General features: G+C 64.9%; 13 protein-coding genes. 12 read left to right on the top strand and 1 reads right to left on the bottom strand.

Features of this window, described 5'->3' with window-relative positions; translation table 11 throughout:
* Positions 1–58 precede the first annotated feature (58 nt).
* The 12 genes from BLS75_RS15740 (at position 59) to BLS75_RS15685 (ending at position 13,782) form a co-directional block, all read left to right on the top strand.
* On the top strand, positions 59–364 hold the full coding sequence (locus BLS75_RS15740; RefSeq protein ID WP_011059339.1) for a DUF3649 domain-containing protein: 306 nt from the start codon (positions 59–61) through the stop codon (positions 362–364).
* Positions 361–1,944 (top strand): PepSY-associated TM helix domain-containing protein, encoded by a 1,584-nt coding sequence (locus BLS75_RS15735; protein ID WP_072451247.1) that lies wholly within the window; start codon positions 361–363, stop codon positions 1,942–1,944. Before BLS75_RS15740 ends, BLS75_RS15735 begins: the two co-directional genes overlap by 4 nt.
* The gene (locus tag BLS75_RS15730) at positions 1,945–2,271 is read left to right on the top strand and encodes a DUF3325 domain-containing protein (RefSeq protein WP_047283981.1); all 327 of its coding nucleotides are present in this window, start codon (positions 1,945–1,947) and stop codon (positions 2,269–2,271) included.
* Between the two features lie 11 nt (positions 2,272–2,282).
* Positions 2,283–2,861, top strand: coding sequence for an RNA polymerase sigma factor (locus tag BLS75_RS15725; protein WP_011059342.1), 579 nt, complete (start codon positions 2,283–2,285; stop codon positions 2,859–2,861).
* Positions 2,858–3,847: a FecR family protein gene (locus tag BLS75_RS15720; RefSeq protein WP_011059343.1), complete on the top strand. Its 990-nt coding sequence runs from the start codon at positions 2,858–2,860 to the stop codon at positions 3,845–3,847. The genes BLS75_RS15725 and BLS75_RS15720 overlap by 4 nt, the downstream gene beginning before the upstream one ends.
* Positions 3,848–4,015: 168 nt before the next feature.
* Positions 4,016–4,423 (top strand): ExbD/TolR family protein, encoded by a 408-nt coding sequence (locus tag BLS75_RS15715; RefSeq protein WP_011059344.1) that lies wholly within the window; start codon positions 4,016–4,018, stop codon positions 4,421–4,423.
* 4 nt (positions 4,424–4,427) lie between these two features.
* On the top strand, positions 4,428–5,201 hold the full coding sequence (locus BLS75_RS15710; RefSeq protein ID WP_072451246.1) for an energy transducer TonB family protein: 774 nt from the start codon (positions 4,428–4,430) through the stop codon (positions 5,199–5,201).
* A gap of 43 nt (positions 5,202–5,244) precedes the next feature.
* Positions 5,245–7,485, top strand: coding sequence for a TonB-dependent receptor family protein (locus BLS75_RS15705; RefSeq protein WP_072451245.1), 2,241 nt, complete (start codon positions 5,245–5,247; stop codon positions 7,483–7,485).
* A gap of 28 nt (positions 7,486–7,513) precedes the next feature.
* A complete protein-coding gene (locus BLS75_RS15700; RefSeq protein WP_011059347.1) occupies positions 7,514–8,158 on the top strand; it encodes a MotA/TolQ/ExbB proton channel family protein in 645 nt (214 codons plus the stop codon).
* 136 nt (positions 8,159–8,294) lie between these two features.
* On the top strand, positions 8,295–9,998 hold the full coding sequence (locus tag BLS75_RS15695; RefSeq protein ID WP_072451244.1) for a bifunctional metallophosphatase/5'-nucleotidase: 1,704 nt from the start codon (positions 8,295–8,297) through the stop codon (positions 9,996–9,998).
* Between the two features lie 299 nt (positions 9,999–10,297).
* Positions 10,298–12,733, top strand: coding sequence for a TonB-dependent siderophore receptor (locus BLS75_RS15690; RefSeq protein WP_072451243.1), 2,436 nt, complete (start codon positions 10,298–10,300; stop codon positions 12,731–12,733).
* On the top strand, positions 12,733–13,782 hold the full coding sequence (locus tag BLS75_RS15685) for a hypothetical protein (protein WP_053149088.1): 1,050 nt from the start codon (positions 12,733–12,735) through the stop codon (positions 13,780–13,782). The genes BLS75_RS15690 and BLS75_RS15685 overlap by 1 nt, the downstream gene beginning before the upstream one ends.
* Here the strand turns inward: BLS75_RS15685 and BLS75_RS15680 are convergent.
* Positions 13,779–14,606 carry an acid phosphatase gene (locus BLS75_RS15680; RefSeq protein ID WP_019093376.1) on the bottom strand — a complete coding sequence of 276 codons (828 nt, stop codon included), beginning with the start codon at positions 14,604–14,606 and terminating at the stop codon, positions 13,779–13,781. The genes BLS75_RS15685 and BLS75_RS15680 overlap by 4 nt on opposite strands.
* Position 14,607 lies beyond the last annotated feature (1 nt).

Raw genomic sequence — 14,607 nt, 5'->3', positions numbered from 1 at the left:
TACTTCCCCCGGCCGCCTGTGTGCTGTGCCGGACCTCCCCTCGCGTCAAGGTCGAAACATGAAAAGCAAGGCTGGCGGTCTTTCCGCTTCCTATCGTCTGGCGGTGGCTTCGCGGGTATTCGCCGCGGTGCTGGGGGGCTATCTGCTGGCGGCGCTGGGCAGTGTCTGCCTGACCTTGCTGCTGCCCCTGCCCAGGGCCGATGCGGTGGTCAGCGGAATGGTGACGTCCTTCCTGTTCTATCTGGTGGCAGTGCTCTGGTGCTTTGCCTGTCGCAGTGCCTGGCAAGCCTGGCTGGGCTTGTTGCTGCCGAGCCTGGTGCTGGCGCTGGTCGCCGGCAGTGCCTACTGGGTGGCCCTGCTATGAAGGAAGGATTTCGCCAGTCCATGGCCTGGCTGCACACCTGGAGCGGGCTGTTGTTCGGCTGGTTGCTGTTTGCGATCTTCCTCACCGGGACCCTGTCCTATTTCAAGGATGAGATCACCCACTGGATGCAGCCGGAGGCGCCGGCCCGGGTCCTGAACGCCGATGCCAGCCTGGGGCTGGCCCAACGCTACCTGGAACGCCATGCCCAGGGTGCGCAACGCTGGTTCATCGGTCTGCCCGATGCCCGCCAGCCGAGCCTGTCGGTGGGCTGGCAGGCGCCCGGCAAACCCGGCGAGCGCGGTGCCTTCACCGAGAAACTGCTGGACCCGGCCACCGGCAGCGAAGTGCATGTGCGCGACACCCGCGGCGGCGAGTTCTTCTACCGCTTCCACTTCCAGCTGCAGATGCCCTATCCCTGGGGCCGCTGGCTGTCGACGATGGCAGCCATGGTGATGTTCGTGGCGCTGATCAGCGGCATCATCACCCACAAGAAAATCTTCAAGGACTTCTTCACCTTCCGCCCGCGCAAGGGCCAGCGCACCTGGCTCGACGGGCACAACGCGGTGGGCGTGCTGGTGCTGCCGTTTCACCTGATGATCACCTACAGCAGCCTGGTGATCTTCATGTACATGGTCATGCCGGCGAGCATCCTGGTGGCCTACAAAGGGGATTCCGATGCCTTCTTCGAGGACTTGCGGCCCGCTGCTGCCGCTGCCTCGGCCGCCGGGCAGAGTGCCCCGCTGGCCCCCCTCGAACCCATGCTGAAGCAGGCCCGGGAACGTTGGTCGGGCGGCCATGCGCAGCGCCTGGTAGTCAGTTACCCGGGGGACCTGAATGCCTCGGTGCAGGTGTTTCGCCATGAAGCCGACCGGGTGGCCCGGGATTTCGGCAGCCAAGTGGCGTTCAACGGCGTGACCGGCCAGCCGTTGCAGGCCTCTGCCGAGCAATCCCTGCCGCTGGCCATCGGCGGCAGCTTCTATGGCTTGCACATGGGTCGCTTCGCCGGGCCGGTGTTGCGCTGGCTGTACTTCCTCTGTGGGCTGGCCAGCACCGCGATGATCGGCACCGGGCTGGTGATCTGGCTGGGTAAGCGCCAGCTCAAGCATGCCAAGAGTGCCGCCCAGCCTTTCGAACTGCGCCTGGTGGAAGTGTTGAACATCGCCAGCATGGCCGGACTGCTGCTGGCGGTGGCGGCGTTCTTCTGGGCCAACCGCCTGTTGCCCGCAGGCTTCGCCGAACGCGCCGACTGGGAGGTCAACAGCTTCTTCTGGGCCTGGGGCCTGAGCCTGTTGCACGCCTGCGTCCGCCCCGGCCGTCGCGCCTGGGTTGAACAACTGGGCCTTGGCGCCTTGCTGTTCGCCGGAGTGCCGGTGCTCAGCGTGCTCACCAGCCCGAGCCTGATGGATGGTTTCATGGTCCGGGGCGACTGGGCCATGGCGAGTTTCGACCTGGCGTGCCTGGGCAGTGGCCTGTTCCTGGCCTGGGCGGCGCGCAAGCTGCATCGCGCGGGGGCCGCCGCCACAGCCACGCCCCGGGTGCCCCGGCAACGCCCGCCGGCTCCTGAAACCGAGGTGAATTGAATGCTCCTGGTGCTGTTGCTCTGTTATGCCGGCTTTACCGGCCTGTGCCTGTCCCTGGACCGGCATCACGGCGAGCTGCTCGGGCACAAGCCTTCGGCCCTGCGCCGCCACGGCCTGCGTCTGGGCGGCTGGATGCTGCTGGGCCTGTCGCTGGCAGCAGCAGTGCAGGGTACCGGCTGGAGCCTGGGGCTGGTGCAGTGGTGCGCGGTGCTGATGTTCAGCGCCTTGCTGCTGGTGCTGCTGTTGCCCTATCGGCCGCGCCTGGTGCTGACGATGGCGGGGGCCAGCCTGCTGGCCAGCCCGGTCGCGGCCCTGGCCCACTTCTGAGCGGACCGACGATGATGAGCACCCTGCCACCGGAGCCAGCCGAGGGGGATCACCCTGATCCGCAGGGCAGCCGTGCGCATTTTCTCCAGGTGTTCCTGTCCCAGCGTTCGCAGATGGAGGCCCTGGTCAGCCGCCGGGTCGGTTGCCGGGCCACCGCCGCCGACCTGGTGCAGGACCTGTTCCTGCGCTTCTGGCGCCGGCCCCTGGTGCAGGTCGAGGAACTCAGCACCTACCTGCTGCGTTGCGCCGGCAATATCGCCATCGACCATCTGCGCAGCGAGGGCGCGCGAGTGCGGGTCAATGAAGGCTGGCTGCCGGAGCAGCAGGACAACCAGGGCAGCGAGCCCCAGGCGGCGCTGGAAGCCGGCAACGACCTGCGGCATGTCGAAGCGGCCCTGCGTAGCCTGCCGCAGCGCACCCGGCAGATCTTCCTGCTCAACCGCATCCACGGGCGCAAGTACGCCGAGATCGCCAAGGCCATGGGCTTGTCCCAAAGCGCCGTGGAAAAACATATGATGCGCGCCCTCGAAGCCTGCAAGGCCAGCCTGCGGGAAGCCCCGGGCACGCGCACGCCAAGGAATGCACCGTGAACCACCGCACGAGTATCTGCCCGACGCCCGCTCAGGAGCAGGCCGCGCTGGCCTGGCTGAGCCTGCTCCACGATCAGCCCAGCAGTGGCGACCAGGCCACCTTCAGCCAGTGGTTGCAGGCCGACCCCGCGCATATCGAGGCCTATGCCCAGGCCCAGGTGGTGTGGGAGCTGAGCGAGCAGCCGGCGCGCACCCTGGCCGATGAAGACGCCTTTGCCCTGCACGGCCTGCTGCGTTCCATGGATGCTGCCAGGGGCCGGGCCCGGCGGCGCTGGTCGGCGGGGCTGGCGCTGGCCGCCAGTGTATTGCTGGCGGTGGCCCTGGGCGCCGGCTGGCAGCCCGGGCGCTGGGTCGATGACCTGGGGGCCGACTACGTTTCCGCGCCGGGCCAGGTGCGCACCCTGACCCTGGCCGACCAGAGCCAGGTGACCCTGGATGCCGACAGCGCCATTGCCGTGGATTTCAGCCGTGGCGAGCGCCATGTGCAGCTGCGTCGCGGCGCCGGTTTCTTCAGCGTCAGCCACACCGGCGAGCCCTTTGTGGTGGACGCGCAAGAGGGGGAGGCGCGGGTGCTGGGCACCCAGTTCGAAGTGCGCCTGCAGCCGGGCGGGGCCCAGGTCACGGTGCTGTCCGGCCGGGTGGGGGTCACGCCGGCCAAGGGCGCGGCGCAGCAGGTGCTCGGCGCCGGGCAGCAAGTGGCCTACGGACATGGCGTTGCGGCCCCGCTGCACGCTGTCGACAGTGAGGCGCAACTGGCCTGGCGCCAGGGCTGGCTGAACTATTACCACGCGCCTCTGGCCGAGGTGGTGGACGACCTGCGGCGCTATTTCCCCGGGCGTATCCTGCTGCTTAACGATGAACTGGCGGCGCGGCGCATCAGTGGCAGTTTCTCCAGCAAGGACCCGCAGGCGGTCCTCGACTCACTGCAGGCGGTGCTCGGCTTCCAGCAGCATCGGGTTCTCGGAAGGTTCATCGTCCTGCGCTGAGAACCGCGTCCCAGAGCTCCCGAACATTCATCGTTATCACTCCGTTCTGTCACCAAACCGTTACATCAGACGGGGATGATCTGCGCATTCCTGAGCATATGGTCAGGATCGGCGAGGGTTGTGATTCAGCTCTCACAAGGGAGGGATAGCTGAAGCGGGAGCAAGACGATGCGCAGCTGGGATGTAGCTAAAAAGAAAAAAGCTCATATCGAGATCATTCCGATGATCGATGTGATGATGTTTCTGCTGGTGTTCTTCGTACTCATCAGCCTCAACGTGATCCCGGCCGTAGGGATCAAGACGCAGTTGCCGGTCGCCAGTACCGCGCAACAGTTGAAGCCGCAAAACAAGGCAGTGATTACCCTGGGCCTGCAAGAGCGCCTGCAACTCGATGGCCAGGACCTGGATGAAAGTGCATTGCTGGCGCAACTCAAAGTGTTGAACGACAGCAGTGAAAAGTTGGTGATCATTATCAACAGCGATCAGGGCGTGGAAGTTAAACGCCTGGTTTCGGTGATGGACTTGCTCAAGGGCAATGGCTTCTCTTCCGTCTCCATCGCTACACGCAAGTCCTGACGCCATGTTCAGTCTCTATAGAACTCGCAAGTTGCTTGCGTGCCTGCTGCCGGCTGGCCTGTTGCTGCTGGTGATCTATACCAGCCAGTTGCAGCAGTTGCAGATCAAGCCGGTGTATGACGAAAGCACCGTGGAAATCGCCCTGGTCGATGCCGCCGAACTGCTGGCGGCGGCCGAGCCACCACCGCCACCGCCTGAGCCTGAGCCGTTGCCCATCGAGCCCGAGCCGCCGCAGGTGGTGCCGGAGGAAGAACCGCTGGTGATCGAGCCGCCGAAACCCAAGCCGGTGGTCAAGCCCAAGCCGCCGGTGCCCAAGCCCATGGTGGCCAAGCCTGCGCCACCCAAGCCGGCCCCGGCCGTGGCCCAGAACGCCCCCGCCGCGCCGCAGCCCGCGGTGGCCGCCGCGCCTAAACCGGTGGCCGCACCGGCTCCCGTACCTGCTCCGGCCACCGCGCCCGCGGCGCCCAGCAGTGCCATCAAGGAAAGTCTGTACACCGCCGCTTTGCGCAAGGAACTGGAAAAGCACAAGCAATACCCCAGCGGCCGCGAGGCCTCGCTGCAACGTCCCCAGGGCGATGTGGTGATCTGGCTGGAAGTCGATCGGGCCGGCAACGTGCTCGACAGTGGCATCGAAAACAAGGCGCCGAACATGTTGCTCAATCGCGCGGCGCAAACCAGTTTGCGCCGCGTGGAGAAAGTTTCGCCGTTTCCCTCGGACGCGTTCTCCGGCAAGAACAAGCAACGTTTTACCGCGACCTTTAGTTACAACGTGGAATAAACCCATCACCTATTAACGAAAGTTGTAAGCAAGGGATTGACCCGTGAAGATCAATAAACTTTATGCCCTGCTTCTGGCATCGGGCCTGGGCAGTTTTGCGCCACTGGTTTTGGCCGAAGATACCGTGGACGTAGGTTCGGTGAACGTTGCCGGTAAACAGACCCTGGGCAACGGCCACATGATCAAGGAAGAAAGCGCCAAGGGCCGCTCCACTGTGACCAAGGAGGCCATGGATCAGATGGCCCCCACCGCCAACGCCGTGGACAAGCTCAAGTACACCCCGGGGATCAACGTTTCCAGCACTGACGCCTCGGGCCTGAGCGGCACCAACTTCACCATGCGCGGGATGAACTCCGACCAGGTCGGGCTCTCCGCCGACGGTTTCCCGATCAACGACTCGGGGGACTACAGCATCTACCCGAACCTGATGGGCGACCCGGAGAACTTCAGTGAAGTCTTCGTCACCCAGGGTTCGTCCGAAGCCGACGGCCCGCACATCGGTTCCAGCGGTGGCAACATCGGCCTGGTAACCGTACGGCCGACCAAGGACTTCGGGGTATTCGTCAAGCAGTCTGTGGGCTCCAACAACCTGCGCAAATCCTTTGCCCGCCTCAACACCGGCGAGCTGGGGGGCTTCAAGACCTGGGTCTCGGCGTCCCATACCGAAGGTGACAAGTGGAAGGGCAAGGGCACCTTGCGGGCCGACAAGATCGAGTGGAACACCCTGTTCGAAGACGGCAACGGCAACTCCACCAACGCCATCGTCAAATACAACCAGCAGGAAAACTACAACTACAACAGCGTCAGCAAGTCCCAGTTCCAGACCCAGGGCCGGCGCCTGGACTACTCGGAAAACACCGTGTTCAAGAACGGCAGCGTGTCCCAGTCCTACAAGCTCAACCGCAACCCCTTCGAAAGCGTGACCGCCTCGGTGACCCAGCGCTTCCAGCTGCGCGACGACCTGAGCCTGACCTTCAACCCGTACTACGTCTGGTCCAACGGCGGCAGCTTTAGCGGCCAGACCGCCACCACCTTGTCCAGCACCTCCAGCCGGGCCGGCAACTATGACCTGAGCGGGCTGCCCAGCGGCACCTACTACCGGCCTTCGTGGACCGAGACCTGGCGCCCCGGCATGACCACCAAGCTCAAGTGGGACCTCAACGAAGAGCACAGCCTGGACGTCGGCTACTGGTACGAGCGCGCCCGCCAGCGCCAGACCCAGCCCTTCATCGGCATCAAGGGCAACGGCGCTCCGGAAAACGTCTGGGGCGACTACAACGGCTCCGACCAACTGGTGGACCGCAATGGCGCGACGGTCCAGGGCCGCCACCAGTACACCGTGACCCCGGCGCAGAAACTCTGGGTGCAGGACACCTGGCAGGCGACCCCGGACCTGACCCTCACCGGAGCCCTGGCCTACCAGTACGTGGAGCGCGATGGCAACAACCTGGGCAGCCTCACCGACAAGCCGGAAAAACGCGACGCCAAGTACCACGAGTTCCTGCCCAGCTTCAACGCCAAGTACCAGGTGGACCCGAACAACCAGGCGTTCTACAACGTCACCCGCAACATGCGCACGCCGCCCAACTACGTGCTCTACAACAAGGGTGATTCCATCAGCCTGAAACCCGAGCTGAGCTGGAACCAGGAACTGGGCTGGCGCTACAGCGAGGAGAACATGGCCCTGAGCGCGACCCTGTTCTACATCACCTTCAAGGACCGGCAGATCTCCACCACCGACCTCAATGGTGACTACGTCGTGGCCAACGTCGGCGAAGTGAAGAATCGTGGCCTGGAGCTGGAGTGGAGCGGCCGCTTGCCGCACAACTTCAACTACTACGCCTCGTACACCTACACCAAGTCCGAGCAGATGGATGACCTGACCAACAAGAACGTGCTGCTGCCGACGTCCGGCAAACAGCTGACCAACGTTCCGGAAAACATGTTCAACCTGAGCCTGGGCTACGACGATTCGCTCTATTACGGCAACGTGGTGGGCAAGTACGTCGGCGCCTTCTACGGCGACCTGACCAACGACGAGAAGATCTCCGGACGCACCGTGTTCGACCTCAATGCCGGTATCCACCTGCCGGTGGACAAGAAGGTGCTGAAGTCCGCGACCCTGCGCTTCTCGATGCTCAACGTGTTCGACAAGGAATACCTGGCGTCGGTACGCACCGTGTCTTTCAACTCGGTAAGGACCAATGGCCTGGCGCCAAGCACCGCCTATTACAACGTGGGTGAAGAACGCACCGCGATGGTCTCCCTGGAAGCTGCGTTCTGATTCGATTCAGGCACAAGAGGAAATGACGATGGACATGAATCTGCTGCACGACATCACCTTCTACACCATGTACGGCGCTGCCGCGATTGCCGCCTTCATCGCGGTGGAGCGGGGCATCTACTTCAGCTTCAGCCTGCGCCAGGCGAAGAAACTGGAGACCGTACTCAACCCGAAGATGCACAGCGTCGACGATCTGCCCGCCCCGCTGCGCGAGCGCAACAGCCTGCCCCTGGAAATGGTCGCCGAGCTGTTTGCCCACAAGCAGGGGCTGGCCAGCCACAAGGACCTGGAAGACCTCAGCGAGTCGATCTACATCGCCACCCGCAGCAAGCTGATGCATGGCCTGTGGCTGCTGGAAACCGTGGTTACCGCTGCGCCCTTGCTGGGCCTCTTGGGCACCATCCTGGGGATCATCGACACCTTCAAGGCCCTGGCCGAGACCGGCGTCAGCGACCCGGGCGAAGTGTCCAAGGGTATCGGCACCGCGCTGTATGCCACGGCCCTGGGGATCGCCATTGCCCTGGGCAGCATGATCTTCCACAACCACTTCCAGGACCGGGTCGAGCGCATCACCGACCACCTGAAGATCCTGCTGCTGCGCGCCGGCATGGGCACCGCGCTGAAGGCCCCGCCAGCACCCCAGGTGGTCCACGGCAGCCTGCAACCTGCCTGATGACCTGACCTGTAGCCGCTGCCGCGGGCACGGGCTGCGATCGACGGCGAAGCCGGCGCTGTTCCCAGCGCTGTTCTCTGCCTGATCGGCCTGCGCCAGCGGCTTTTTTTTCGCTGATCTACCAAGGATTTCTTTCATGTCCCGTCTTCATCCCGTGCCCCGGCTGCTGGGGGCACTGACCCTGGCCCTGGTCACCCTGGCCGGTTGCAGCTCGCTGTCTGAACCGCCGCAACCGGTGGCGGTGAACATCGTCGCCATCAACGATCTGCACGGCTACCTGCAAGCCAACCCCTTCAGCTACAAGGACCCCCAGGCCCCGGGCGGCGTGCGCAAGCTTGCGGCCGGCGGCATCGCTACCCTGGGCGGCATGCTTGCCCAACTGCGCCAGCAGGACCCGCAACTGCTGTTCATCGGCGCCGGCGACCTGGTGGGCGGCAGCCCGCCGCTGTCGGCCATGTGGGCCGACGAACCGACCCTGGACGCCCTGCGCCAGATGGGCATGAAACTCAGCGCCATCGGTAATCACGAACTGGACAACGGCAAGGCCGAGTTCCTGCGCCAGCTCAATGGCGGCTGCCAGTCGTCGCGGCCGGACAAGGCCTGCCAGTTCCGCCCGAACTATGCCGGCAGCGGCTTCCCCTACCTGGCGGCCAACCTGCTGGACAGCGACACCGGCAAGCCGTTGCTGCCGGCCTACCGCATCGAAGAGGTGCGCGGGGTCAAGGTGGCCTTTGTCGGCGCGGTGCTGCGGGACGTGGCCTCGGTGGTCAGCGCCAAGGGCATGCGCGGTTTGCAGGTGGCCGATGAAGCCGAATCCATCAACAAGCTGATCCCCGAACTCAATGCCCAGGGTGTCAACGCCATCGTCGCGGTGGTGCATCAGGGCGGCTCGACCCCGGAGCCGTTCGACAAGCAGGACTGCTCGCAGCTCGGCGGCGATATCGTCGACGTGGCCAAGCGCCTGGACCCGGCGGTGGACGTGCTGATCAGCGCCCACTCGCACCAGGGCTACCTGTGCAAGGTCGGGCCGCTGCTGGTGACCCAGGGCAATTCCTACGGCCACCTGCTGACCCATCTGACCCTGCAAGTGACCCCTGGCCAGCACCGGGTGGCGAGCATCCAGGCCCTCAACCTGCTGGCCGATCCGGCCCGTTATCCACAGGACCCGGCCCTGGCGCAGTTGCAACAGGAGGTCGAGGCCCGTAGCAACCAGGTGCTGCTCAAGCCGGTGGGGGCGATTGCCGCCTCGCCGATTGCCCGGCGGGCCGACGCGGCCGGGGAAATGCCCATCGGTGACCTGATCGCCGACGCGCATCTGGCCGGCGGCCGGGCCAATGGCGCACAGATCGCCTTCATGAACACCGGCGGCATTCGCAGCGACCTGGCCCTGGAGCCCGGGCAGACCCGGGTCAACTACGGGCAACTGGCGACCTTGCAGCCGTTCAACAACAACCTGATCGCTTTCGACCTCACGGGCCGGCAGATCGAACAGGTGCTCAACCAGCAATGGAAGGGCGCGGACGATGCCAACATCCTGCAAGTGTCCCAGGGCTTCACCTATCGCTGGGACCCCAAGCGCCCGCCGGACAGCCGTGTCGTCCCCGGCAGCGTGCGCCTCAACGGCAAGCCGCTGCAGGCCGGCGCGAACTACCGGCTGGTGATGAACGGCTTCCTGGCCGATGGCGGCGACCGCTTCAGCCTGTTCAAGAGCGGCCTGAACCGCAGCGACCTGGGGGTCAGCGACCTGGAGGCGATGCTGCACTACCTCAAGGACATGGACCAGCAGGGCAAGCCCGTGGGTTCCAGCACCAGTGCCGGGCGCATCCAGCGATCCCTGTAACGAGCGCTGAGCCGGTGCCGAGCCTGCGAGGCTGCGAAAAGGCCCGCAGGACCTTGCTTGACGGTCTCCCGTCAAACCTCCTGCGGCCTCACGAGCGCCTCGATCGCTTCGTCAGAGTGCGGCCCAGCTCGATTGCAGCCTGCGGCGGCGGCTACAGGGGATGCATCGGGTGGGGGGCGTTTTCGCCGCCCTGAAAATATTTTCAAAAAAATGCTGAGGTCTTTGCCTGCGACATACGTGTAGTGCTTGAAAGTGCGACTAATTCGCATTCACGGTGCTTTTACACACGAGTCTCCAGCATGAAGTCCAGGGCAAGTTCGGCGGTAAACGGTTCGGTCAAACGGTGGTTCGGCGCTTCGGCGCTGGTGGTTTCGGGGTTGGCCCTGCTGCCCCTGAGCGTGGCATTGGCGGCCCAGGCCGGCAGCGAGCAGCACAGTGCGCTGTTCAACTTCGCCATCGCGGCCAAGCCGCTACCCCAGGCCCTGAGCGATTTCACCCGGGTCACCGGGATCAGCGTGGTCTACACCGACGAGGCGCCCTACAACCTCAAGGCCCCGGCCGTCACCGGCCAGCTCAGTGCCGAGCAGGCCTTGCAGCGTCTCTTGGGCAATTCCGGTTTCACCTATCGCCGCAGCGACGCCCATACCCTGGTTCTCGAACCCCTGCCCCAAGGTGCCGGGCTGAACCTGGGGACTTCCAGCATCACCACCCAGGGCGTCGACGAAAGCACCAGCTACCAGCCGCCGGCCACCACCTCGGTGGCCCGCTCCCAGGCGCTGAACCAGGAAATCCCGCAGATCATCAACGTGATCCCGGCCCAGGTGCTGCGCGACCAGACCCCGCGCAACCTGGATGACGCCCTGAAGAACGTCAGTGGCATCACCCAGACCAACACCCTGGGCGGCACTCAGGACGCGGTGCTGCTGCGCGGCTTCGGCGACAACCGCAACGGCTCGATCATGCGCGACAGCATGCCGGTGGTGCAGGGCCGTGCCCTGAACGCCACGGCCGAGCGCGTGGAAGTGATCAAGGGCCCGTCGTCCCTGCTCTATGGCATCCAGGACCCGGGCGGGGTGATCAACATCGTCAGCAAGAAACCCGAGTTGCAGCAGTCCACGGCCCTGACCGTGCGCGGTTCGACCTACGGCTCGGGCAAGAACGGCAGCGGCGGCAGCCTGGACACCACCGGGCCGCTGGGGGATTCCGGGCTGGCCTACCGGCTGGTCGTGGACCACGAAGACGAAGACTACTGGCGCAACTTCGGCACCCACCGCGAATCCCTGGTGGCGCCGTCCCTGGCCTGGTACGGCGAGCGCACCAAGGTGCTGCTGGCCTATGAGCATCGCGAATTCCTGACCCCGTTCGACCGCGGCACGGCCATCGACCCCAAGACCAACCACCCGCTGGACATCCCGGCCACCCGGCGCCTGGACGAGCCGTTCAACAACATGGAAGGGCGTTCGGACCTGTATCGTTTCGAGGTCGATCACGAGCTCAGCGACGACTGGAAGGCCCACTTCGGCTACAGCTGGAACCGTGAAACCTACGACGCCAGCCAGGTGCGCCTGACCGCGGTGAACGCCAACGGCACCCTGACCCGGACCATGGATGGCACCAAGAATGCCCTGACCACCGACCGCTATGCCACCGTCAGCCTGGAAGGCAAGGTGCAACTGGGCGGCATGCAGCATGACCTGGTGTTCGGCCTGGACGACGAATACCGCAAGATCTACCGCGCCGACCTGATCCGCGGCAAGAACACCAGTTTCAACTACCTCAACCCGGTGTATGGCCAGCAAGTGGCGGGGACCAACGTCAGCGCCCCGGACAGCGACCAGACCGACCTGCTGCGCAGTGACTCGCTGTTCTTCCAGGATGCCATCCACCTCACCGACCAGTGGATCCTGGTGGGCGGCGGGCGTTTCCAGGAATACGACCAGTACGCGGGCAAGGGCCGGCCGTTCCACGCCAATACCGACAGCAACGGGCAGAAGTTCGTGCCCCGCGCCGGCCTGGTGTACCGCTACACCGACCAGCTGTCGTTCTACGGCAGCTACACCGAGTCGTTCAAACCCAACTCCAGCATTGCCCAGCTGGCCGGCGGCAGCGTGGTGCTGGACGGCTCCATCGCACCGGAAGAAGCCAAGTCCTGGGAACTGGGGGCCAAGCTCGACATTCCAGGGCGCATCACCGCCAGTGCGGCGTTGTTCGACATCACCAAGCGCAACGTGCTGGTGACCACCGCCACGGCCTCCGAGACTGTCACCAGCGTGGCCGGTGAAGTGCATTCCCAGGGCCTGGAGCTGGACCTGACCGGGCAGCTCACCGACCAGTGGAGCCTGATCGGCAGCTACGCCTACACCGACGCCGAAGTGACCAAGGACACCCAGTACAAGGGCAAGCAACTGCAGAACGTGGCCAAGAACACCGGCTCGCTGTCGGCGGTCTACGACTTCGGCAGCCTGATCGGCGGTGACCGCCTGCGGGTCGGTGCCGGTGCCCGTTATGTCGGTGAGCGCGCCGGGGATGCGCCCAACAGCTTCGACCTGCCGGGCTACACCGTGGCCGATGCCTTCGCCACCTACGACACCAAGGTCGAAGGGCAGAAGGTCAAGTTTCAGCTCAACGTGAAGAACCTGTTCGACAAGACCTACTACACCTCCTCGGTGAGCAAGTACTTCGTGTCCCTGGGGGATGCTCGCCAAGTGTCGCTCTCCAGCACCCTGGAGTTCTGATGAAAGCCCTGGCCCTGAGTGTGCTCCTGGCGTTCTGTGGCATGGCCCAGGCGGCCGCGCCGGCGGATGAGCGCCTGTACCACCGCGAACAGCAAGTGCAGCTGCCGGGCTCCGGCAGCAGTTGGGGCTTCATCGCCCTGGACCCGACCCGGCCCTACCTGTTCCTGGCCCGTCGGGAAAACGGCCTGAGCGTGTTCGATGTGGACAAGCAGCGCCCGGTGCGCACCCTCGAACAGTCCCGGGGCGCCAATGGTGTGGTGTTGGTACCGGAGCTGGACCGCCTGCTGGTGCTCAACACCGACGGCAGCCTGGGGGTGGTGGAGTTATCCACATTCAAGCCGCTCAAGCGCATCACCGTGACCCAGAGCAACCTCAACAGCGCGGTGTACGAGCCGCGCACCGGGCAGGTGATCATTGTCAGCGGGCGCCGGGCCGATCGTTCCACCCTGTTCGTCTTCGATCCCAAAGAAGAGCGCATTACCGCCGCCCATGAGCTGGCGGTGAAGAAGATCGACCCGTTGCTGCTCAAGGGCGATGGCAGTTTCTTTCTGCCGATGCGCGATGAGGGCATCGTCGCGCGGTTGTCCTCCAGCAGTTTCAAGGTCCTGGACCGCTGGCAGTATCCCGACTGTCCGCGACCCAGTGCCCTGGCCCAGGATGAACAACGGGGGCGGTTGTTCGTCGCTTGCCGTGGTGAGCGGCCAGTGCTGCTGGTGCTCGACCGCGACAACGGTGCGCTGAAGGCCAGCCTGCCGATCACCCGGGACGTCAACGCCCTGGCCTACGACCCGCAGGCCCAGCGCTTGCTGATCGCCAGCGGGGTGGACGCCAACCTCAGCGTCGTCGCCCAGCTCGATGCCGACCGCTACCAGCTCCTGGGTAGCGTCAGCACCCAGCCCATGGCCTACAACATGGCGTTCGACCCGCGTACCCGGCGGGTCTACCTGGCGGCAATGGACTTCACCCAACCGGCCGCGAGCCCGGCCGAACCCAAGCCGGACCCGCTGTTTCATGCCAATACCTTCAAGGTTCTCACCCTGGCACCCTAGTCGGCGTCAAGTGCCAGGGCCTGCGCTTGCGCTGCACAGTCAGCGCCGGCGGTCAGGCCCTGGGCCCGAACGGCCAGCAACTCTTGCCGGGCGACGGCGAAATCGGCCTGGAAGGTCGGGTCGGCGTGCAAGCGTGCCACGGTGGTCGCGCCTATTTCACGGCCTTCACGGATATCGCTGTACCAGTGCACGTTGCACACCATGCGGCTTTGCGAGTAGGCCCGGCCGCGGGCCCAGAGTGCATTGCCGTGCTCGGGGGACAGTTCGCTCAGCAACAGCGCCCAGGCCCAGCCGATTGCGCTGTGGCCCGATGGGTAGGAACCATCTGCGGCCAGTTTCGCCTCGTCTTCCGGGGTGCAGCTGGGTTGCTGGTTGTAGACGAAGGGCCGGGTGCGCTGGTAGCGCTTCTTTGCGCTGTAGGTGGCCAGCCCGGCGTCGGCCAGGGTCCGCCGCAGGACTCTGTACAGCGTAGGTGTCAGCTGTTCGCTGATCGGGGCATTCAGGGCACAGGAGAATGTCTGCGCGGCGGCAGGGAACTTCAGGTTGGCATCGCTGACGGCCAACTCCCAGCGTTTGCTGCCCCGCAAGGCCTGGTTTTTCTCGGCCATGCTCTGGTCCAGAGCGAAGGCTGGGGTCCCCACCGCAGGAGGGGGCGGCAACAGCGACAGACTGTCGGGCAGATCCTGCTGTTTCAGATAACCGATCAAGTAACCCGGTCGGAACTCCGGGACACTTTGCGCTTGCAGGGGCTGTTTCGCCGCGACCGGGTTGAACAGGCTTAAAAACAACAGGCTGGCCAAACTTTTCGATAATAGACGTTGCATG

It is taken from the genome of Pseudomonas sp. NFPP12 (assembly GCF_900103205.1).
GTDB lineage: Bacteria > Pseudomonadota > Gammaproteobacteria > Pseudomonadales > Pseudomonadaceae > Aquipseudomonas > Aquipseudomonas protegens.
The sequence above is the reverse complement of the archived record's forward strand: the minus strand, read 5'-3'. Positions and strand labels throughout refer to the sequence as shown.

Excerpts from the sequence above, each read along its gene's own strand:
- BLS75_RS15695 (WP_072451244.1), top strand. The coding sequence starts at position 8,295 with ATGTCCCGTCTTCATCCCGTGCCCCGGCTGCTGGGGGCACTGACCCTG.
- BLS75_RS15690 (WP_072451243.1), top strand. The coding sequence starts at position 10,298 with ATGAAGTCCAGGGCAAGTTCGGCGGTAAACGGTTCGGTCAAACGGTGG.
- BLS75_RS15685 (WP_053149088.1), top strand. The coding sequence starts at position 12,733 with ATGAAAGCCCTGGCCCTGAGTGTGCTCCTGGCGTTCTGTGGCATGGCC.
- BLS75_RS15725 (WP_011059342.1), top strand. The coding sequence starts at position 2,283 with ATGATGAGCACCCTGCCACCGGAGCCAGCCGAGGGGGATCACCCTGAT.
- BLS75_RS15730 (WP_047283981.1), top strand. The coding sequence starts at position 1,945 with ATGCTCCTGGTGCTGTTGCTCTGTTATGCCGGCTTTACCGGCCTGTGC.
- BLS75_RS15735 (WP_072451247.1), top strand. The coding sequence starts at position 361 with ATGAAGGAAGGATTTCGCCAGTCCATGGCCTGGCTGCACACCTGGAGC.
- BLS75_RS15680 (WP_019093376.1), bottom strand. The coding sequence starts at position 14,606 with ATGCAACGTCTATTATCGAAAAGTTTGGCCAGCCTGTTGTTTTTAAGC.
- BLS75_RS15700 (WP_011059347.1), top strand. The coding sequence starts at position 7,514 with ATGGACATGAATCTGCTGCACGACATCACCTTCTACACCATGTACGGC.
- BLS75_RS15740 (WP_011059339.1), top strand. The coding sequence starts at position 59 with ATGAAAAGCAAGGCTGGCGGTCTTTCCGCTTCCTATCGTCTGGCGGTG.
- BLS75_RS15710 (WP_072451246.1), top strand. The coding sequence starts at position 4,428 with ATGTTCAGTCTCTATAGAACTCGCAAGTTGCTTGCGTGCCTGCTGCCG.
- BLS75_RS15715 (WP_011059344.1), top strand. The coding sequence starts at position 4,016 with ATGCGCAGCTGGGATGTAGCTAAAAAGAAAAAAGCTCATATCGAGATC.